This window comes from Kushneria konosiri (assembly GCF_002155145.1).
Lineage (GTDB): Bacteria > Pseudomonadota > Gammaproteobacteria > Pseudomonadales > Halomonadaceae > Kushneria > Kushneria konosiri.
Genome location: NZ_CP021323.1, coordinates 3,500,472 through 3,520,191 on the forward strand (window position 1 = coordinate 3,500,472; position 19,720 = coordinate 3,520,191).

General features: G+C 58.2%; 24 protein-coding genes. 8 read left to right on the forward strand and 16 right to left on the reverse strand.

Features of this window, described 5'->3' with window-relative positions:
• Positions 1-47 precede the first annotated feature (47 nt).
• Entirely contained in the window at positions 48-914 is an 867-nt protein-coding gene (gene rsmI, locus B9G99_RS16225) for a 16S rRNA (cytidine(1402)-2'-O)-methyltransferase (protein ID WP_086623109.1), read from the reverse strand.
• Positions 915-1,080: 166 nt separating this feature from the next.
• On the opposite strand from rsmI, the gene B9G99_RS16230 reads away from it, so the two are divergent.
• From B9G99_RS16230 to B9G99_RS16245, 4 genes are read left to right on the forward strand one after another with little or no spacing between them, the layout of a single operon-like run.
• Positions 1,081-2,811 (forward strand): penicillin-binding protein activator, encoded by a 1,731-nt coding sequence (locus B9G99_RS16230; RefSeq protein ID WP_086623110.1) that lies wholly within the window; start codon positions 1,081-1,083, stop codon positions 2,809-2,811.
• A 6-nt stretch (positions 2,812-2,817) separates the two neighbouring features.
• Positions 2,818-3,192 (forward strand): YraN family protein, encoded by a 375-nt coding sequence (locus B9G99_RS16235; RefSeq protein ID WP_086623111.1) that lies wholly within the window; start codon positions 2,818-2,820, stop codon positions 3,190-3,192.
• Between the two features lie 53 nt (positions 3,193-3,245).
• The gene (locus tag B9G99_RS16240; RefSeq protein WP_086623112.1) at positions 3,246-3,839 is read left to right on the forward strand and encodes a phosphoheptose isomerase; all 594 of its coding nucleotides are present in this window, start codon (positions 3,246-3,248) and stop codon (positions 3,837-3,839) included.
• Positions 3,832-4,398 carry a BON domain-containing protein gene (locus B9G99_RS16245; protein ID WP_086623113.1) on the forward strand — a complete coding sequence of 189 codons (567 nt, stop codon included), beginning with the start codon at positions 3,832-3,834 and terminating at the stop codon, positions 4,396-4,398. The genes B9G99_RS16240 and B9G99_RS16245 overlap by 8 nt, the downstream gene beginning before the upstream one ends.
• Before the next feature lie 98 nt (positions 4,399-4,496).
• On the opposite strand, the gene B9G99_RS16250 is transcribed toward B9G99_RS16245, so the two are convergent.
• The 5 genes from B9G99_RS16250 to zapE form a co-directional block, all read right to left on the reverse strand.
• Complete coding sequence (locus B9G99_RS16250; protein ID WP_086623114.1) at positions 4,497-4,985, reverse strand: ClpXP protease specificity-enhancing factor; 489 nt, start codon at positions 4,983-4,985, stop codon at positions 4,497-4,499.
• A 96-nt stretch (positions 4,986-5,081) separates the two neighbouring features.
• Entirely contained in the window at positions 5,082-5,711 is a 630-nt protein-coding gene (gene sspA, locus B9G99_RS16255) for a stringent starvation protein SspA (protein WP_086623115.1), read from the reverse strand.
• A gap of 161 nt (positions 5,712-5,872) precedes the next feature.
• A complete protein-coding gene (gene rpsI / locus B9G99_RS16260; protein ID WP_086623116.1) occupies positions 5,873-6,265 on the reverse strand; it encodes a 30S ribosomal protein S9 in 393 nt (130 codons plus the stop codon).
• Between the two features lie 12 nt (positions 6,266-6,277).
• The gene (rplM, locus tag B9G99_RS16265; protein WP_086623117.1) at positions 6,278-6,706 is read right to left on the reverse strand and encodes a 50S ribosomal protein L13; all 429 of its coding nucleotides are present in this window, start codon (positions 6,704-6,706) and stop codon (positions 6,278-6,280) included.
• A gap of 150 nt (positions 6,707-6,856) precedes the next feature.
• The gene (gene zapE, locus B9G99_RS16270; RefSeq protein ID WP_086623533.1) at positions 6,857-8,008 is read right to left on the reverse strand and encodes a cell division protein ZapE; all 1,152 of its coding nucleotides are present in this window, start codon (positions 8,006-8,008) and stop codon (positions 6,857-6,859) included.
• 210 nt (positions 8,009-8,218) lie between these two features.
• On the opposite strand from zapE, the gene B9G99_RS16275 reads away from it, so the two are divergent.
• Positions 8,219-8,668 (forward strand): Z-ring associated ZapG family protein, encoded by a 450-nt coding sequence (locus B9G99_RS16275; RefSeq protein WP_158521530.1) that lies wholly within the window; start codon positions 8,219-8,221, stop codon positions 8,666-8,668.
• A 36-nt stretch (positions 8,669-8,704) separates the two neighbouring features.
• Here the strand turns inward: B9G99_RS16275 and B9G99_RS16280 are convergent, their stop codons facing one another.
• The gene (locus tag B9G99_RS16280; protein WP_086623119.1) at positions 8,705-9,460 is read right to left on the reverse strand and encodes a Nif3-like dinuclear metal center hexameric protein; all 756 of its coding nucleotides are present in this window, start codon (positions 9,458-9,460) and stop codon (positions 8,705-8,707) included.
• A gap of 197 nt (positions 9,461-9,657) precedes the next feature.
• Here B9G99_RS16280 and B9G99_RS16285 point away from each other — a divergent pair, with 197 nt between their 5' ends.
• Positions 9,658-10,896 (forward strand): Do family serine endopeptidase, encoded by a 1,239-nt coding sequence (locus tag B9G99_RS16285; RefSeq protein ID WP_086623120.1) that lies wholly within the window; start codon positions 9,658-9,660, stop codon positions 10,894-10,896.
• 26 nt (positions 10,897-10,922) lie between these two features.
• Here the strand turns inward: B9G99_RS16285 and hisD are convergent, their stop codons facing one another.
• The 9 genes from hisD to B9G99_RS16330 all read right to left on the reverse strand — a co-directional run bounded on the left by hisD (position 10,923) and on the right by B9G99_RS16330 (position 17,857).
• On the reverse strand, positions 10,923-12,239 hold the full coding sequence (gene hisD / locus B9G99_RS16290) for a histidinol dehydrogenase (RefSeq protein WP_086623121.1): 1,317 nt from the start codon (positions 12,237-12,239) through the stop codon (positions 10,923-10,925).
• Positions 12,240-12,351: 112 nt separating this feature from the next.
• Complete coding sequence (hisG, locus tag B9G99_RS16295) at positions 12,352-13,008, reverse strand: ATP phosphoribosyltransferase (protein ID WP_086623122.1); 657 nt, start codon at positions 13,006-13,008, stop codon at positions 12,352-12,354.
• A gap of 54 nt (positions 13,009-13,062) precedes the next feature.
• Positions 13,063-14,322 carry a UDP-N-acetylglucosamine 1-carboxyvinyltransferase gene (murA, locus tag B9G99_RS16300; RefSeq protein WP_086623123.1) on the reverse strand — a complete coding sequence of 420 codons (1,260 nt, stop codon included), beginning with the start codon at positions 14,320-14,322 and terminating at the stop codon, positions 13,063-13,065.
• A 20-nt stretch (positions 14,323-14,342) separates the two neighbouring features.
• Entirely contained in the window at positions 14,343-14,600 is a 258-nt protein-coding gene (locus tag B9G99_RS16305) for a BolA family protein (RefSeq protein ID WP_086623124.1), read from the reverse strand.
• Between the two features lie 128 nt (positions 14,601-14,728).
• Positions 14,729-15,082 carry an STAS domain-containing protein gene (locus B9G99_RS16310; RefSeq protein WP_086623125.1) on the reverse strand — a complete coding sequence of 118 codons (354 nt, stop codon included), beginning with the start codon at positions 15,080-15,082 and terminating at the stop codon, positions 14,729-14,731.
• Complete coding sequence (locus tag B9G99_RS16315; protein WP_086623126.1) at positions 15,082-15,735, reverse strand: MlaC/ttg2D family ABC transporter substrate-binding protein; 654 nt, start codon at positions 15,733-15,735, stop codon at positions 15,082-15,084. Before B9G99_RS16315 ends, B9G99_RS16310 begins: the two co-directional genes overlap by 1 nt.
• Positions 15,736-15,807: 72 nt before the next feature.
• A complete protein-coding gene (mlaD, locus tag B9G99_RS16320) occupies positions 15,808-16,269 on the reverse strand; it encodes an outer membrane lipid asymmetry maintenance protein MlaD (RefSeq protein ID WP_086623127.1) in 462 nt (153 codons plus the stop codon).
• On the reverse strand, positions 16,269-17,045 hold the full coding sequence (gene mlaE, locus B9G99_RS16325) for a lipid asymmetry maintenance ABC transporter permease subunit MlaE (protein ID WP_086623128.1): 777 nt from the start codon (positions 17,043-17,045) through the stop codon (positions 16,269-16,271). The genes mlaD and mlaE overlap by 1 nt, the downstream gene beginning before the upstream one ends.
• Positions 17,045-17,857 carry an ABC transporter ATP-binding protein gene (locus tag B9G99_RS16330; RefSeq protein ID WP_086623129.1) on the reverse strand — a complete coding sequence of 271 codons (813 nt, stop codon included), beginning with the start codon at positions 17,855-17,857 and terminating at the stop codon, positions 17,045-17,047. The genes mlaE and B9G99_RS16330 overlap by 1 nt, the downstream gene beginning before the upstream one ends.
• Positions 17,858-18,075: 218 nt before the next feature.
• On the opposite strand from B9G99_RS16330, the gene B9G99_RS16335 reads away from it, so the two are divergent.
• Both B9G99_RS16335 and B9G99_RS16340 read left to right on the forward strand, forming a co-directional pair.
• Positions 18,076-19,059, forward strand: a complete 984-nt coding sequence (locus B9G99_RS16335; RefSeq protein WP_086623130.1) for a KpsF/GutQ family sugar-phosphate isomerase — start codon at positions 18,076-18,078, stop codon at positions 19,057-19,059.
• Between the two features lie 103 nt (positions 19,060-19,162).
• Positions 19,163-19,717: a KdsC family phosphatase gene (locus tag B9G99_RS16340; RefSeq protein ID WP_086623131.1), complete on the forward strand. Its 555-nt coding sequence runs from the start codon at positions 19,163-19,165 to the stop codon at positions 19,715-19,717.
• The last annotated feature ends 3 nt before the right edge of the window (positions 19,718-19,720 follow it).

Here is a 19,720-nt window from a genome sequence, read left to right on the forward strand (position 1 = left end):
ACCATTTTTATCCTTGTGCGCCGCCCCTGGTGACCCAACGGCAACAATCACTTACAAAAACCGTTATCCTTGAGCGCCTGGGCACGCTGATACCAGTCGCTCTTGCGCCCCCCCAGTATGCGGGTGGCCACACTGGCCGACTGCTTGACTCCCACTCCCTCCTCCAGAAGTGAGGACAACAGCTGATCGCCATCAATCTGGCCACTGTCTGCTGGTGCCTTCTCGGGGGCCGGTGCCATCATGACAACAAACTCGCCACGCATCTGATCGGCGTCTTCAGCCATGCGTGCCAGCAGACTGCCTGCCGTGCCCTGTAGAAAGGTCTCAAAGGTCTTGGTCAGCTCACGCGCGATGACTACGTGACGCTCACCGAACACGGTCTCGACATCCTCCAGAAGCTGGCGAATCCGGTGCGGAGATTCATAGAGCACTATCGTCACCGGCAGTTCGACAACATCACTCAGGCGCTGGCGTCGCCCGGCGCCTTTGGCCGGCAGAAAGCCTTCAAACAAAAAACGCTCGGTCGGCAGCCCCGCAGCGCTCAGCGCCGTGATCAGCGCGCTGGGGCCAGGAATGGGGATGACGGTATACTCTGCCTCCCGCAGTGCCTGCACCAGACGATAACCGGGATCAGAAATCAGGGGGGTACCGGCGTCACTGATCAGCGCGACGCGCTGGCCGTCATCAAGGGCCTGTCGGATACGCTCGATTCGCGAGGTTTCATTGTGCTCGTGAAGAGACACCAGCGGCACCCTCACGCCGATATGATCAAGCAGGCGCACGCTGTGGCGGGTATCTTCGGCCGCGATCAGATCGGCCTGTGCCAGGGTATCCATGGCACGTCTTGAGAGGTCATCAAGGTTACCAATCGGGGTGGCAACCACGTACAATGCGCCCTTGCTAAAACTATTCATGTCATCACACTACACTGGTTCGGACGCGTCATTGCTTTCGGATTTGCCTGTGTCATGACCAAAAACGGTACAGGCTCGACTGGAGCTGCATGGTACGCCGTGCAGTTCGCTGACGCCACGCTGTGGCGCCATCATGGAGACCGGCAAGAAAAGGAACTGCCCAGGCATGCGAACATCACTTACCAGACTGGCCGGCGCGGCCATGGTGGCACTTACACTGGCAGGCTGTGCCGGCACATCGGGCATTGTTGATCGCTTTGGCGGCCAGTCCCCCAACGATCTGCTAAGTCAGGCTCAACAGCAACAGGGCAGCGAAGCCGCCGCCACTCGCCTGCAGGCAGCCGAACTTTTTCAGCGCCAGGGTGACAACCAGCGCGCGCTGGACATTGCCAGTTCGCTCGACCGTTCGGTCCTGTCCAGTGACCAGCAGCTTCGCTGGGCACTGCTGACCTCCCGCATAGGCCTTGAGCTTCAGGATCCACAAACGGTGCTGGCTGCTACCGATGTTCTGGATAGCGCCGCAACGCTGCCGGACAGTGAAAGAAATACGCTTCTCGAGCGGCGCGGCCTGGCACAGGCCATGAACAACCAGCCGTTTGAAGCGGCACAGACGCTGACCGCCCTGCAGCAGCGCACGGATGACACCCAGCTCAATGACACCATCTGGCGCCAGCTCAACCGTCTCGATCCGAGTCAGCTCGACCAACTGGCCGGACAGGGCAGCGTAGCTGCCGGCTGGGTAACGCTTGCACAACTCCAGCGCCAACAGGGCGCCAATATTGGCACCCTGACAAATGCCATCAGCCAGTGGCAGTCCAACAATCCCCGTCACCCCGCTTCTCGCCGTCTGCCAACGGATCTGGGCAAACTGGATGAGATTCGTGATCAGGAAATCCGCAGGATTGCGGTATTTCTGCCCCAGAGCGGCCCGCTGGAATCCATCGCCACCGCCATTCGTGAAGGCATCGAAACGCGCGCCGATGATGTCAGAAGCCAGGGCGGACAGGTTCCCGAACTGGTTTTTTATGACACGACCGGCCAGGACATCGAAAGCCTTTATGCCCGTGCCACCATGGAAGGCGCCCAGGCCGTCATCGGTCCGCTCAGCAAGGAGCAGGTTTCCCAGCTGGAAACACGTGACAGCGTGGCACTGCCAACGCTGGCTCTCAACTATGGAACGCATGATCGCAACAGCGCCCGAAATCTTTTCCAGTACGGACTCTCGGCCGAGGATGAAGCACGCCAGGCGGCCCAGCGCGGCCAGCTTGACGGCCATCATCGGGCCGGTGTCATGGTGCCGGACAACGAATGGGGCAGTCGCGTTCTGGGCGCCTTCCAGAATCAGTGGCAGCAGGAAGGTGGTGAGCTGGTCAGCGTTCAGAATTATGATCCGTCAGCCTCCGCCACCTCTGCAGTCAAGTCGGTCCTCAATGGCGGCCGTGGTCGACCGGATATGCTGTTTTTGCTGGCCCTGCCCGGCTATGCCCGCCAGGTTCCTCCGACCCTTGATTACTACAACGCCGCAAATCTGCCCATCTATGCCACCTCGCACGCTTACGAAGGCTCACCTCAGCCGCGACTCGATCACGATCTTGATGACGTGATGTTCGTGGACATTCCCTGGCTGATCCCCGAGGCTGCTGCCGGCGGCATTGACGCCCTGCCCTTTGAGTCGACTCGCGAGCGGCTCATTCAGGATGATCAGCCGGCCATGATCAAGCTTCACGCCATGGGGGTTGATGCCTTTGAACTGGCACGTCGACTGCCGGTCATGAGCGCCATCGGTGGATTTGAACTTTACGGCGCCACCGGCCGACTCGCCCCCGGTCAGGATGGTCGGGTCGTTCGAACCCTGCCCTGGGCTGTCTTCCGCAATGGCCAGCCAACATTGCCCTGAGCCACCGTGGCCTTTCGCTCCTTCAGCCACCGTCAGCGCGGTCACGACATCGAGTCGTTGACCGCGCAATGGCTTGAACAACAGGGTCTGATCATGATTACCCGCAACCAGCATGTGCGGGGCGGCGAAACCGATCTGATCATGCGCGACGGTGACACGCTGGTCTTTATTGAAGTGCGCTATCGCGCCAGCGCCTCCCACGGCTCTCCGCTGGAAACCATCACGCCTGCCAAGCAGCGAAAGCTGATCCGGGCCGCGCATTTGTATCTACTCGACAAGCGGTTATCATGCCCGTGCCGCTTTGATGCGGTAGGGGTAACGGGGGAGCCTCCCAACCACCTGCACTTTGACTGGGTCAAAAGCGCCTTTGATGCCTTTTGAGCCTGGCAGTGATACCGCGGAAATATAACGCCATTGACCATTTGAAGAGTGCCATGGACTTTCAATCACGCATCATCGATCAATTCAACGCCAGCATCGACGTCAAGACCTGGTCGAGCGAGGTCCTGCCGCCCTTCATCGAAACGGCCAGCCAGATCATGGTTCAGAGCCTGATCAATGACGGCAAGATTCTGACATGCGGCAATGGAGGCAGCGCTGGCGACGCTCAGCACTTTTCATCAGAACTGCTGAACCGCTTCGAGCGCGAGCGACCGAGTCTGCCGGCACTGGCGTTGACCACCGACTCCTCGACCATCACCTCCATTGCCAACGATTACAGCTATAACGATGTCTTCTCCAAGCAGATTCGGGCACTGGGACAACCCGGTGATGTTCTGCTGGCCATCTCTACCAGCGGCAACTCCGCCAACGTCATTCAGGCCATTCAGGCTGCTCATGATCGCGACATGATCATCATCGCTCTGACCGGGCGGGACGGCGGCAATATGGCCTCTCTTCTGGGACAGGAAGACTGCGAGATCCGGGTCCCGGCAACCGTTACCGCTCGCATTCAGGAAGTGCACCTGCTGGTCATTCACTGTCTTTGCGATCTAATCGACCACCAGCTCTTTGGCAGCAATGAATAAGCATACACTTTTCCGGCTGACAGGCGCCCTGCTGCTCGGCGCCACACTTGCAACCAGCGGCTGCAGCACCATTACCGGCAGCAGCGGTTATGGCACCCGCACCAGCTATGCCATCGATCAGGACACGCAGACTGCCCGCATGCTCTGGGACAGTATCCGGGCCACCGACAGCCTGGATAACACCCACATCAATGTTGATGTCTATAACGGCTTTGCATTGCTGACCGGTCAGGTCGGCACCGAGGCCCAGAAGGCACAGGCAGGTGAACTCGCCACGCAACTGAAAGGCGTGCGCCATCTGCGCAATGAGTTGAGTGTCGGCCCCAACAGTTCAACGCAGCAGCGACTGCAGGACACCTGGATCACTTCGCGAGTGAAGGCCCGCATCACCGCCAGCAATCAGATCAACAGCGACCGGGTCAGGGTTCTCACCGAAAATGGCACGGTGTATTTGATGGGAATGGTTCGCGCCAGCGAGGCAGACTATCTTGTTCGACTGGTCTCACAGACCAGCGGCGTACAGCGCATCGTCAAGGCCTTCGAATATCTGGGCGTATAAGCCCCTGCAAGCTGCCCACCCTTGCTCGGTATAAACAGTCAGACAAAAAAACGGACCCGCCATGATGGCGGGTCCGCTGGTATAGCAATGGCGGGCAATTACTTGATGACCTTCAGGGACGGTCGCCCCTTGGGCGGGCGTGAGCCGTCGTCGTCATCGTCGTTTCCACCCTCACCCTGATCCTCATCCGTTCTCGCCACCGCGCCCAGATGAGAGTCCCGCTCGTCGAGATCATCATTGTCGGGCTCGGCTGAATCGGCAGCATCGTCCGGCATGACAGGCTCCTGACCGAAAACCATGCCCACACCATTTTCACGCGCGTAGATGGCAATGATGGCATCGATGGGCAGCTCAACGGTCATTGGCTGGCCGCCGAAACGTGCATTGAAAGCCACCATGTCGTTTTCCATGAAAAGCTCTCGAACGGCGCCTGGACCAATATTGAGAACAATCTGGCCGTTCTGGACGAACTGCTCTGGTACCACCACACCCGTGCGCTCGGCATCGACAACGACATAGGGTGTGCAGTCGTTGTCCAGCAGCCACTGATATAGCGCACGAATCAGATAGGGACGGCTGGAATGCATGTTTTCACCTCACTGAAGAATGCATCGAAATATAAGCCCTGCGCATCAATCAGTATGTTTGCTGCAGAAAACAACCTGTCTGCAGCGATGATCCGATCAGGTCCGAAGCTCACGCTCCGACTCAAGAAGCGATGCTCTGAAGGCATCTCGAGCGAACAGTCTTTCCATATAGCCCATCAGCGGTTTGACCTGCTGCTCGGGTAGTTCAACACCCAGTGCCGGCAAACGCCAGAGAATGGGAGCGAGGCAGCAGTCTACCAGCGAGAACTCTTCGCTCATGAAAAACGGAATATCTTCAAAAATCGGGCTGATGCCGATAAGACTCTCACGCAACTCCTTGCGCGCCTGTTCGACTTCCTTCTTGGAGCCAGGCGACAGAATGCGCTCCACCATCGGGCACCATTCACGCTCAATACGGTGCATCCAGAGGCGGCTTTGCGCTCGCGCTACCGGGTAGACCGGCAACAGAGGCGGATGCGGAAAACGCTCATCCAAGTACTCCATCATGACCTTGGATTCATAAAGAACCAGGTCACGATCGATCAGTGTCGGCACACTATTATAGGGGTTAAGGTCGGCCAGCTCTGCTGGACGATGCTCATCGTTGACCTCAATGATATCAACGGAAATCCCCTTTTCGGCCAGCACGATCCTGACGCGATGGCTGTAATGGTCGTCACTGCCTGTATAGAACGTCATTGACGATCGTTTGGCCACAACACCCATAGAAAGTCCTCACTTTAATGACGAGCTGGATAATAACACGAGAGCACGCCTTTCGGTTGCCGGATTGCCAACCAAAGCGTTTCAACGAGTTGCAAAATTGTCCTGCAGACACAAAAACGCCCGGGAAAACACCCGGGCGTCTTGTGACATGACGTCGAAGCTTAACGCTTGGAGAACTGGGGACGACGACGTGCCTTGCGCAGACCAACCTTCTTACGCTCGACCATACGCGCATCACGCGTCACGTAGCCGGCGCTGCGCAGCGGTGTGCGCAGTTCTTCATTGTATTCCATCAGGGCACGAGTAATGCCGTGACGGATGGCGCCTGCCTGTGCAGAACCGCCGCCACCCTGAACGGTGACATAAATGTCGAACTGTTCGGTCAGCTCGGTCAGCTCAAGCGGCTGGCGCACAACCATCTGCGCGGTAACGCGGCCAAAGTATTCGTTGAGCTCACGCTTGTTGACCGTGATCTTGCCATTACCGGGACGCAGAAAAACGCGTGCGGTAGAGGTCTTGCGGCGGCCTGTGCCGTAGTACTGCTGCTGTGCCATGAAAATGTTCCTTTAGAGATTCAGTGCCTGGGGTTGCTGTGCCGCATGAGGATGCTCACCACCGGCATAAACCTTGAGCTTGGAGTACATGGCGCGACCCAGCGGGCCCTTGGGCAGCATTCCCTTGACAGCGATTTCGATGACACGCTCGGGCGCATGATCGATCATCTGCTCGAAATTCATCGAACGCAGGCCGCCCGGATAACCGGTATGGCGATAATACTGCTTGGCAAAGGACTTCTTGCCGGTCACACGGACTTTCTCGGCGTTGACGACAACGATGTAGTCACCGGTGTCAACGTGAGGAGTATATTCGGGCTTGTGTTTGCCACGCAGACGGCGAGCGATCTCGGTTGCCAGTCGACCCAGAGTCTTGTCTTCCGCGTCGATGACATACCAGTCGCGCTGCACGGACTGCGGTTTGGCGCTGAACGTCTTCATGTATGAATCACCATGGTTGTGGCGAGAGCATCACTTCTGCCCTGCCAATCCCTATTTTTCTTGGTTGTTGCCCCTGCAGGCAGACACAACAACGATAAGCGAGCGCGCATTGTACAGAGCCTGCGCCCAGCGAACAAGGGATAATCACATTCAGGGCTTGTGAGTCAACGCCAGATACTCGCTTGACTGCATCTCCTGAAGGCGCGACACGGTACGTTCGAATTCAAAGGCAAGCTCACCGCCGCTATAGAGTGATTCCGGCTCGGCCTCCGCCGACATGACCAGTTTGACGGCGCGGTCATAAAACTCATCCACCAGATTGATAAAGCGACGCGCCTGATCCTCGATTGCTGCCCCCATCACCGGCACGTTGGAAATCAGCACGCTGTGATACTGCCTTGAGAGCTCGATATAGTCGTTTTGACTGCGCGGACCATCACAAAGCGTCTTGAAGTCGAACCAGACCACCCCCTCATGACAGCGTCGAGCCTTCAGCGCCCGTCCATTGATGCGCAGCGTTTCTTCTTCACCCGGCTCTCCTGCCAGATGAACAAAGCTCTCCTGCAGCGCCTCGTCAGCGCTGTCCCCCGGTGGGGTATGAAACACTTCTTTGCGGGTCAGGGTACGCATTCGATAATCAATGCCCGCATCGACATTGACCACTTCGCAGTGGCGGTTGAGCAGATCAATGGCGGGCAGGAAACGATCCCGCTGCAGACCATTTTTATACAGCTCATCCGGTACAATGTTGGAAGTCGTTACCAGCACCACCCCCTGAGCAAAAAGGGCATCGAGCAGATTGCCCAGGATCATGGCATCGGTAATGTCCTTGACGAAAAACTCATCAAGGCAGATGACTCTGGCCTCGCCGGCCAGTTTTGCCGCCACCTGGGTCAGCGGGTTCTTTTGGCCCTTGTGAACCTCAAGTTCCTTGTGCACACGCTGCATGAAACGATGAAAGTGCGTACGCATCTTGTCATCAAAGGGCAGACTGTCATGAAAGGTGTCCACCAGCCAGGTCTTTCCCCGTCCCACACCGCCCCAGAAATAGAGTCCCTTGACATCAGGCTCGGCAGGCGCCGCCGGGGTAGAAGGAGCACTTTTCCTGCCAAAAAACCCTGACATTTTTGACTTGATCCCGCTATCAGCTGCGACCGTGGCAGGTTTGGGACGTGGCCGACTGGTCAGTGCTTCATAAAGGCGCTGGAGATGTTCAACGGCCTTTTCCTGAGAGCTGTCATGCTGAAAGCCTTCACGCTCAAGATCCTGACGGTACTGTTCTCGCGGGGAAAGTCTGGACATGTTATCTGGTGCCTTGCCAAAGATCGGATGTTCGTGATTGTACAGTGTGATGCGGCCTGAATCGCCCCTGTCGGTGGCGAGATGTCCGCGCTGATGGGAACGATTATGTCGTGAGTGAATTGACCCGGACAACACGACGCCTTCTATAATGGACTATCTCATGGTCACGCCTGTCGTGCGTGCAATCAGCTTTAAAAGAGGGGAATAGCGTTGAACGAAGGCAACATTGATTGGGTAGTCGCCGCTGTGGCACTGCTGGCAGGCATCGTGATCGGCGTACTGATTCGACATTTTTCGGGCAGTCAGAGAGCCACCAGCCAGAAGCTCAAGCAGCGTCTGGCCGAAACCGAACTTGAACTCAAGGGGTTGCGCGAGAACGTGAATACGCATTTTACCGATGTCACGACACTGGCGCGCAACCTTGCCCGCCAGAGCGAAGCGCTCCAGTCACGACTCGACGCCGACGCCAGTGCTCTGGCCAGTGACCCGGCCCTGAAGCGCCGCCCGAAGGTTGATGCAACCGAAGAGAGTGAAGAAGACACAACTTCTCTTCACATTCCTCGTGACTATGCCGACGGCAATGGGACCCTCGATGAAAGTTACGGGCTGCGTCAGAAGCAGGAAAGTCACGGCACCGACCCGCAACCCCCCCGCTACTGATCACAACATCACTGTCGCCGGCCTCCCCGGCGACAGTTACACCGGATTATCGATATCGACAAAGCGATGCTCGATGTCGTGACGCTGCGCCAGCCATTCGCCCAGAGCTCTTATACCATCACGCTCGGTGGCATGATGGCCGGCGGCATAATAGGTAATTCCCATTTCTCGAGCCAGATGTGTGGTGCGTTCCGAGACTTCACCGGAAACGAAGGCATCCATGCCGGCCTCCGCCGCATCAATGATCATGTCCTGTGCGCCGCCCGTGCACCACGCAATCCGCCGGACAGGACGATCATGACCGGAAATCATCAAAGGCTTGTGCGCCAGTTGCCGATGAAGCTGTTCGGCCAGCGCCTGCTGTGAACATTCAGGCATGTCACCGTGGTACAAAAGCCCCTGCCCCACCTCACCGTCAAGGACACCCCGTACCGTCCACCCCATTCGATCAGCCAGCAAAACGTTATTGCCAAGCGTTGCGTGCGCGTCCAATGGTAGATGCCAGGCTACCAGATTGATGCCATGGGCCAGAAGCGTGGCGATGCGCCGCTGCTTCATGCCGGTAATCGCTACAGGTTCGTTTTTCCAGAAGTAGCCATGGTGAACCAGCACCATGTCGGCCTGCCATGCCACCGCCTCATCGAGCAGATCCTGGCTGGCCGTCACACCACTCATGACACGCCCAACCTGCTCCCCACCCCCGACCTGAAGACCGTTGACGGTAAAGTCCTTGAAGCGCTGCGGCGCGAGCAGTGTCTTCATGTCTTCCAGCAGCACCCTGCGCTCGATCATGTTTTGTCTCCCGACCCTCGATTTTTGAAAGTGTCACGCCTGTATCAGGCATTGACGACGCCTGAATGATAAACTCGCCCAATCTCTATATGACATTGCGACCGGCATGAAAGACGGCAGCGCCCTTGCCACGAATGCCGGTTAGAATACTCTGCAAGTCTGCAGCTCCAGGCTGCCTGTTTCAAAAGGATGTTGTCATGCGCCGATTTCTGGTGCCCCTGATCTGGCCTGTTGTCTGTGGTGTATTGCTGGCGCTGGTCATGCTGGATCACATGCCACAGATCATCGACTCTGGCGATCACTCTGCAAGCGATGGCCGACAGGCTCAGGCTGTTGCGCCATCATCCATTACACCGACGATTACACCCCCCGTACAGCGCACGCCGCCCGTCACCCGAAATGCGGCGCCACTGCAGCGTGGCCCGGGCACGGCAAGCTACTCTGACGCCGTACAACATGCAGCTCCCGCCGTGGTCAATGTCTATTCGTCAAGACTGGTGGAGCGTGACCATCATCCGCTGATGTCCGACCCTTTCTTCGAACAGTTTTTTGGCAACAGCCAATCCGGCCGCCGTCGCATGCTGTCGAGTCTTGGCTCTGGCGTCATCGTCAGTGATGAGGGCTACATTCTTACCAACAATCACGTTATCAGCGGCGCTGATGAAGTACAGGTGGCTCTGCAGGATGGTCGGGAAACGCTGGCTACCGTGATCGGCACCGACCCGGAAACGGATCTTGCCGTGCTCAAGATTGATCTGGACAACCTCCCGGTCATCGATCTGGCCGATGCGACCAACACTCGCGTCGGCGACATTGCCCTGGCCATTGGCAACCCCTTTGGCGTAGGTCAGACCGTCACCATGGGCATCATCAGCGCCACCGGTCGAAACCACCTGGGCCTGAATGCCTATGAGGATTTCATCCAGACGGACGCGGCGATCAATCCGGGCAACTCAGGGGGCGCGCTGGTCAATTCCGAAGGCGCGCTGGTGGGCATCAATACAGCCATCTTCTCACGCACCGGTGGGTCACAGGGCATCGGTTTTGCCATTCCTACCAATCTGGCACACGGCATTCTCAACGATCTTGTGACCCGCGGGCGCGTGGTCAGGGGCTGGCTGGGAATCGAGGCGAGAGAAGTCAGCTCAAGCCTGGCCTCGTCGCTGGACATCAACGCCCCGCGCGGCGTTGTGGTCTCGGATGTCGTGGATGGTGGTCCGGCAGCCCAGGCCGGTATCAAGGTAGGGGATCTGATTCTGTCGATAGACGGCAAACCGTTGCTGGATGCTCAGACGGCCATGGTGGATATCGCAGAGATTGAACCCGGCAGGCAGCTACCGATAGAGCTTTATCGTAACGGCAAACGCTTCAAGGTGACGGTCAGTGTGGGAGAGCGCCCAAGCCGACCGGTAACGCCGGTTCAGTCCGAGAACTGACCGGCGTTTGACGACAGAAAATTCAATCAGTCCTTGTGACTGCCGATACGGTTTTCTGCCGAACGGGCGTGTGCCGTCAACGACTCGCCTCTTGCCAGCACGGAGGCCGTCTGCCCCAGCGTTGACGCCCCCTGCGGCGAGCACTGAATCAGCGACGAGCGCTTCTGGAAGTCATAAACCCCCAGAGGCGAGGAAAAACGCGCCGTGCCGGACGTCGGCAGGACATGGTTGGGGCCGGCACAGTAATCACCCAGAGCCTCGGCAGTGTAGCGTCCCATGAAGATGGCACCGGCATGGCGAACGTGTTCGACCAGCCGCTGCGGCTCTTCTACCGAAAGCTCCAGATGCTCAGGGGCGATACGATTGATCAGCGACAGTGCCTGCGCTTCGTCTTCCACCAGAATCAGGGCACCGCGACGCGACAGCGATTCACGCACGATCTCGGCACGCTCAAGGGTCGGCAGCAGACGCTCGATGCTTTCTGCGACCGCCTCCAGGTGCTCGGCATCCCAGCTGATCAAAATGGCCTGGGCATCTTCGTCGTGCTCGGCCTGCGAAAAAAGATCCATCGCCAGCCAATCCGGATCGGTGCCGCCATCGGATACCACCAGGATCTCGGAAGGCCCGGCAATCATGTCGATACCGACCTGCCCGAACACGGCACGCTTGGCCGTTGCAACAAAAATGTTGCCAGGCCCCACGATCTTGTCGACCTTCGGGATCGTTTCGGTGCCATAAGCCAGCGCTGCCACGGCCTGGGCACCGCCAATGGTGAACACCCGTGCCACACCGGCCACGTGAGCCGCAGCCAGCACCAGCTCATTAAGCACGCCATCCGGTGTCGGCACGACCATGACAATGTCTTCCACACCAGCGACATGCGCCGGAATGACATTCATCAGAACAGATGAGGGATAGGCTGCCTTACCGCCGGGAACATAGACCCCCGCCCTGTCGAGCGGCGTTACCTTTTGACCCAGCATGGTGCCATCGGCCTCCTGGTAGGACCAGGGTTCGGGCTTTTGCCGCTCGTGGTAGGCGCGAATGCGATCCCCCGCCACGGCCAGCGCCTGACGCTGCGCTTCCGGCAGCCCCTGCCACGCCTGTTCGAGCCGCTCAGCTGTGAGCGTGAGTGCCGACATGTCCTGAACGTCAAGACGATCGAACTGACGGGTCAGATCGATCACGGCCGCATCGCCGCGACTGCGAACATCAGCAATGATGCGATCAACACTTTGCTGGATCTCGGCGCTTGACACGCTTTCCCAGTCCAGCAACGTATCCAGCCGGGTTTCAAAATCCGGCTGGCGTGTAGAAAGTCGATGTATGCTTTGCTTGTCCATTACGACTGAATCACTCCTTGCCTTCCGGCACGTGCCGGAGAGTATCGTGCTGCATCGATGGCGTGATGCCCTGTCGAAACATGGCTACTGACAGCTGACCGGATTGCGGCCGTCAGGAGGTCACATCGCTCTGGCGACGTTCGGCCACCGCCTGACCCAGACGCTCGATCAGCGGCCCCAGTCGAGCATGCTCCACCGTCATGGATGCCTTGTTGACCACCAGCCGCGTACTGATATCGGCAATCAACTCACGCGGCGCCATGCCGTTGGCCCGCAGGGTATTGCCGGTGTCCACGATATCGACAATCTCATCGGCGAGGTTCATCAGCGGTGCCAGCTCCATCGCTCCATAAAGCTTGATGACCTCGGCCTGAATACCCAGATCCGAGTAATAGCGCCGGGCAATATTGACGAACTTGGTCGCCACGCGACGTCGAGCACGACCGGGCGTAACGCCCTCGATGCCCGCCGTCATCAGACGGCAGCGTGAAATATCCAGATCCAGCGGTTCATAAAGCCCCTGAGCACCATGCTCGAGCAGGACATCCTTGCCGGCCACGCCCACGTCCGCGGCACCCATCTGCACATAGGTCGGCACATCGACGGCACGCAAAATGACCAGCTTGACGTTGTCGAGCGTGGTATCGAACAACAGCTTTCGGCTCTTGTCGAGCGGCTCCAGCGGCTCAATGCCGGCAGCCGCCAGCAGCGGCAGCGTCTCCTTGAGAATCCGCCCCTTGGAGAGCGCCAGTATCAACGGTTTACTCATGTGATCTTCAATGGCTGCAAAAATGAATCGGCATGGCGTGCACCCGACGGCCCCTTAGCGCGGCACGCGGCGAATACGCGCCCCCATCAGCTGAAGCTTTTCCTCGATGCACTCATAGCCACGATCGATGTGATAGATACGATCCACCACGGTCTCGCCTTCGGCCACCAGAGCCGCAATCACAAGACTGGCCGAAGCACGAAGGTCGGTCGCCATGACCGGCGCACCGCTCAGATGCTCGACACCATTGACCAGGGCGGTGTTGCCTTCCAGTGAAATGTCCGCGCCCATGCGATTGATTTCCTGCACATGCATGAACCGGTTTTCAAAAATGGTTTCCACCACGCGACCGCTGCCTTCAGCGACGGCGTTGAGCGCCACGAACTGAGCCTGCATGTCGGTTGGGAAGGCAGGATAGGGTGCCGTGCGAATGTTGACCGCCTTCGGTCTGCGACCATGCATGTCCAGCGAGATCCAGCCATCACCGGTTTCGATCTCGGCGCCGGCTTCCTCAAGCTTGAGCAGCACGGCTTCCATGGTATCGGCACGGGCGTTGCGAACCCGCACCCTGCCGCGCGTCGCAGCAGCGGCCACCAGAAAGGTACCGGTTTCGATGCGATCGGGCATGACGTCATAACGACAGCCATGCAGGCGCTCAACGCCCTCAATGGTGATGGTGCTGCTGCCATGACCGCTGATGTTGGCCCCCATCGCGATCAGGCACTCGGCCAGATCCACGATTTCAGGCTCACGCGCGGCGTTTTCCAGCACGGTACGCCCCTTTGCGAGCGTGGCGGCCATCAGAAGGTTTTCAGTACCCGTCACCGTGACCGTATCCAGCACGATATGCGCGCCTTTCAGTCCACCCGGTGCTCTGGCACGGATATAACCGCCCTCCACCCGGATATCGGCGCCCATTGCCTGCAAGCCCCGAATGTGAAGGTCGACCGGACGCGAACCGATGGCACAGCCACCGGGCAGCGAGACATCGGCGGTACCGAAATGTGCCAGCAACGGCCCGAGCACCAGAATCGAGGCCCGCATCTTTTTGACCAGATCATAGGGCGCGTGACAGTCCCTGACGCGACCATCGAGCTGAATGCTCATCTTCTCGCCCATGATGGGCTCAACCCCCATGCGCCCGAGCAACTCAAGCGTGGTGGTAATGTCCTGCAGATGAGGCAGGTTGCCAATGATGACCGGTTCATCGGCCAGCAAGGTGGCCGCAAGAATAGGCAGGGCCGAATTCTTGGCACCCGAGGTCCAGACTTCGCCGGACAGCGGCCGGCCACCGCTGATAATCAGTTTATCCATTCACCAGACTTCCAAGGCAATCAGGCACGATCTGAATCAGGCGACTTTTCGGCCCGCTGAGCCGGTGTCATGGTCCTGATACTAATGGCATGCAGCGCACCGCTGGCAATCTCTTCGGAAAGCGCGGCGTAAATGAGCTGCTGACGCTTGACGGGTGTCAGGCCTTCAAAGACATCGCCGATAGCGGTGACCTGGAAGTTGCACCCTTCTCCCTGAACCTGAAACTCACACGATTCAACGCGCGCCTCAAGCAGGCGCTTGACCTCATCAGGCTGCATGATGACTCCTTTACTGGTTTGTTGGTCGCCAATGGTAAATGAAAAGCATGACCCCGCGCGAATGGACATAAAAAAAAGCGGCGTCAATGACGCCGCTTTCCGATTCATGAGCCAAAGAACTCAGGGGATCATGCCTCCTCGGCGGAAGCAAACGAGGTTTCGTGCGCCGGAAAAACATCACCAAGTTCGGCCATTTCGATCAACTCACGCATGCTGTCAGACAGCGTGATGCGATCGACCTCCAGCTTTTTGAACTGTGCAGCGCGCAGCCACTCGAGCAGTACCGAGATGGTCGCACTGCTGGTACGGCTGACGCCACAAAGATTGAAGGAGACCTGTGACCCATCAAACCCCTGCAACCACTGGATGCCGGACGTTGCCAGATCCGACGCGTTGTGAAAACCCGGCGCCCCTTTCAGATAAAGAGCACCTTCTCGGGCTTCAAGGCTAACCACGTCATCACTGTAGAGCGCCTTGCTCATCAGCCCTGAGCCTTCTGGTTATCCCCATCACCGTCTTTCAGATCAACATCGGGTGCCCAGCCGTTGATCACGGCATCAAAGTCACGATGGTTGGCGCGCATGGCCTGATCAAACTGATTGCGGAAGGTCAGCCCAAGATTGATGCCGTTGACCACGACGTTGATGACCTTCCAGCTACCATCACGATTACGCAGCGTGTAGGACACCGGATAGCGCTCACCGCTGGAAGCAATCACTTCCATGTCGACGCTGGCCTGATCGTCATAACGCTGGTTATTGTCATCCATTACCCGCACGTCCTTGTAGTCAAACGTCACCAGCCCCTGGGCATAGGTATCGATCAACGTCTGCTTGAAGACGCGCGCAAACTTGCTGCGCTGTTCGGGCGAGGCGGCCTGAAAATATTTGCCCATAACGCTTGCCGAGGCGTAGCGCCAGTCAACAATGGGATCGATATTTTGTTCGACCACGCTTTTCAGCTCGTCAGGATGGTTGCGATAGCGGTCCTGATTGTTGTCGAGCTTTGACATCAGTTGTTCGACGCTTTGACTGACCACTTCGTGCGGAGACTGGCTGGCTGCCTGAGCAGACAGGATGCCCATGCCGAGCACGACGGCGACCAGTACGCCAACATAACGGGAGACCCTTTTCATCTACTGCACCTCCTGAGTATACAAATTGCACAGGTGCCGACGGGTAACACCGGCACCTGTCTTTCATTCGAACTACTTGGACATGTTCGAGACAAACTGCTGAATCAACTCTTCAAGCACCAGCGCAGACTGCGTATCGCGGATGGTGCCACCATCCTTGATCATTTCAGGCGCACCACCGGTCGACAGACCGATGTATTTCTCGCCCAGAAGCCCTGCAGTCAGAATAGACGCCGTGGAGTCTTCCGACAGTTTTTCACCTACATCACTGTCGATTTCCATCGTCACACGCCCTTCAAGCCACTTCGGGTCCAGCTCGATGTTGGTGATGCGCCCGACGGTCACGCCTGCCATGGTGACCCTTGAGCGCTCCTTCAAACCACCAATATTGCTGAAGTTCGCATAGACGGTGAAATTCTGTTCAGCCTGCCCGGGAGCAAAACCACTTACCTGCAGACCCAGAAAGACGAGTCCCAGAAATCCGGCCAGCACAAAGGCACCGACACCGGCTTCAAGCCACTTAGAGCGCTTCATTAGAATTCTCCAAACATCAGCGCGGTCAAAATGAAATCCAGCCCCAGTACGGCCAGCGAGCCAAAGACAACGGTTCGAGTCGTGGCCCGCGAAATCCCCTCGGAGGTGGGTACAAGATCGTAACCCTGAAAGACAGCGATCCACGTCACGACGACACCAAAGACCACGCTTTTCAACATGCCATTCAAGACATCATCCATGAAGATCACGCTGCCCTGCATGTTGCCCCAGAACGAGCCCTGATCAACGCCCAGCCAGTCCACACCGACCAGGTAACCGCCCATGATACCGATCACGCTGAAAAATACGGTCAGTATCGGCATGGACAAAAAGCCGGCCCAAAGCCGCGGCGAAATCACCCGTCGCAACGGGTCGACGCCGATCATCTCCATGCTGGAAAGCTGCTCGGTCGCCTTCATCAGGCCGATTTCAGCCGTCAGGGCCGAGCCGGCACGCCCGGCAAACAAAAGTGCGGTCACGACAGGCGCCAGTTCCCGCAGCAGCGACAGCGCTACCATCTGCCCCAGCGCCTCGTCGGCCCCGAAACCGGACAGCACCAGATAGCCCTGCAGCGCAATGACCATACCGATAAAAAGCCCCGATACGGCAACAATGGGCAGTGACATGACACCAACAAAGTACATCTGCCGAAGCCATAGCTTGGCGCCTTCCAGCCGAGGCAGATGACACAGTGCCTGAGCCAGAAAGATGGCACTGCGCCCGAGCGATTCGAGCGTATTCAGCGTCTTGCGTCCCAGAAAGATCAACGGTGACATCAAGACACCTCCGATGGCGCAAGAATATCCTCGTAGAAGTTCTTCGAAGGATAGTGAAAGGGCACCGGGCCATCGGGCTTGCCCTGAATGAACTGACTGACCCGTGGATCCTGTGCCTCGCGCAGTGAGGCCGGCGATCCGCTGGCCATGACGCGACCATCGGCAATGACATAGACATGGTCGGCAATCGACAGCGTCTCCTTGATATCGTGAGACACCACAATGGCCGTCATGTTGAAGGCGCTGTTGAGCCGGCGGATCAGCGTGACCAGTACCCCCATGGAAATGGGGTCCTGACCGACAAAGGGCTCGTCATACATGATCAGATCCGGGTCCAGCGCAATGGCACGCGCCAGCGCCACACGCCGGGTCATGCCACCGGAAAGCTCGGCGGGCATGAGGTCACGGGCGCCACGAAGGCCAACGGCCTGCAGCTTGATCAATACCAGGTCCCGGATCATGTGCTCCGGCAGGTCGGTGTGAACCCGTATCGGAAAGGCCACGTTTTCAAACACGCTCAGATCCGAGAACAGTGCCCCGCTCTGAAACAGCATGCCCATGCGACGGCGCATGCGAAACAGTGCCTGCCGCGACAGTCGATGCACGTTGTCGTCGCCAACATGCACACTGCCCGAATCAGGCGTGAGCTGTCCGGCAATCAGTTTGAGCAGGGTTGTCTTGCCTGTACCACTGGGTCCCATGATGGCCGTAATGCGCCCTTTTGGAATCTCCAGATCAACGCCCGAAAAGATGGGTCTGCCAGCTCGCGAGAAATGCAGGTTCTCGACGCTGACCAGTGTTGAGTCGGACATATAACTCCTGAATGAACACAAAAGGATATGGAGTTAGCGAACATCGTATCCGAATTATGCCCGCCCCCACCAGCCTCAGTTGGCGCCAACTGCCACAAAGGCATAAAAATCGGCAATTAACGTCATTTTCGATCTGAAAGGCCTGGCATCGATACTCTCGATGATGCCTGCCAGGTTACGCTTGTGCCCTGAACCATCCGACGTCAGAATTCACGGCCATGACCACACCAGACATCGACCACGACTTTTTGGCCAGCGCACGACGCACCCTCTCACTTGAGCAAAACGCCTTGAGAGATCTGTCCGAGCGTCTTGATACCCCCTTCACCCATGCCTGTCAGCATATGCTCGAGTGTCGCGGGCGAGTGGTGGTCACAGGCGTTGGCAAGTCAGGGCACGTGGGCCGCAAGATCGCGGCCACACTTGCCAGCACCGGCACGCCTTCATTTTTCGTGCATGCCGGGGAAGCCAGTCATGGCGATCTGGGCATGCTGGTACGCGATGATCTCGTTCTGGCGCTCTCCAACTCGGGAGAAACGGCCGAACTGACGGCTCTTTTACCCCTGTTCAAGCGTCTGGGAACCACCATGATTGCCATGACCGGCAATGTGTCGTCGAGTCTTGCAAGACACGCTGACGTGCATCTTGATGTCAGTGTCGCTCAGGAGGCCTGCCCGTTGAACCTGGCCCCGACCTCCTCCACGACAGCAACGCTCGCTCTGGGAGATGCGCTGGCAATCGCCCTGCTGGAAGCGCGCCGCTTCAGCCCCGAGGATTTTGCCCTGTCCCACCCGGGCGGCACGCTGGGCAAACGCTTGCTGCTGCGGGTGGAAGATTTGATGCATACCGGTGATGAACTGCCTGTCGTTCGTAACGACGCGCTGCTCAGCGAAGCGCTGATTGAAATGACACGCAAGGGCCACGGGTTTACCTGTGTAACCGACGAACGCGACCGTCTTGTGGGCATCTATACCGATGGCGATCTGCGCCGCACGATCGATCGCCATGGTGACGTCCGACAGCTGACAATCAATGACGTCATGACGCCCGGGGGCCGCACCATCGAGGCAGAAACCCTTGCCGCAGAAGCGGTCAGGGTCATGGAGGATCATCGCATTACGGCGCTGGTCGTGGTCGATACCCTGCTCCGGCCGATCGGGCTACTCAAGATGCACGACCTGCTTAGAAGTGGCATCGTTTAACCCTGGCTCAGGCCACCCCCATTTTCCAGAACAAGCTGGTTTCAGCCGCTCAAAGCGAGTCAAAACCATCGATTGCCACGCCGGAGAGCTGAACCCGAACGCCATGACACACTCCAATGACATCACTGCCGCACTGAACAAGCGCGCCCTCCCGATACGCCTGCTGGCACTCGACGTTGATGGCATTCTGACCGACGGTCGTCTGCGCTATGCCGCTCGGCCGGAACAGGATGGCGACAAGGTATTTCACGTGCGTGACGGCCTCGGCCTGAAGCTGGTCATGCAGGCCGGCATTGATGTGGCCCTGATCACCGGCAGGATCTCTCCTGCCGTCGACCGCCGCGCACAGGAGCTGGGTATTCGCCACGTCATTCAGGGCCGTGATGACAAGCAGGTCGCCCTGAAAACCCTGATGGCAGAACTGGAACTTCAGGCTGACGAGGTCTGTTACTGCGGCGATGACCTGCCTGATCTGGGGGCCATCGTGTATGCAGGTCTGGGGGTAACGGTATCAGATGCCCCGGACTATATTCGTCAGCGAGCCGATCTGGTGACCCAAACGCCGGGAGGACATGGTGCAGTGCGTGAGCTCTGTGAATGGCTCCTTAACGCGCGGGGCGTCTGGCAGGATATCATTGATGCTCATGAGCGGCTCTGAGGC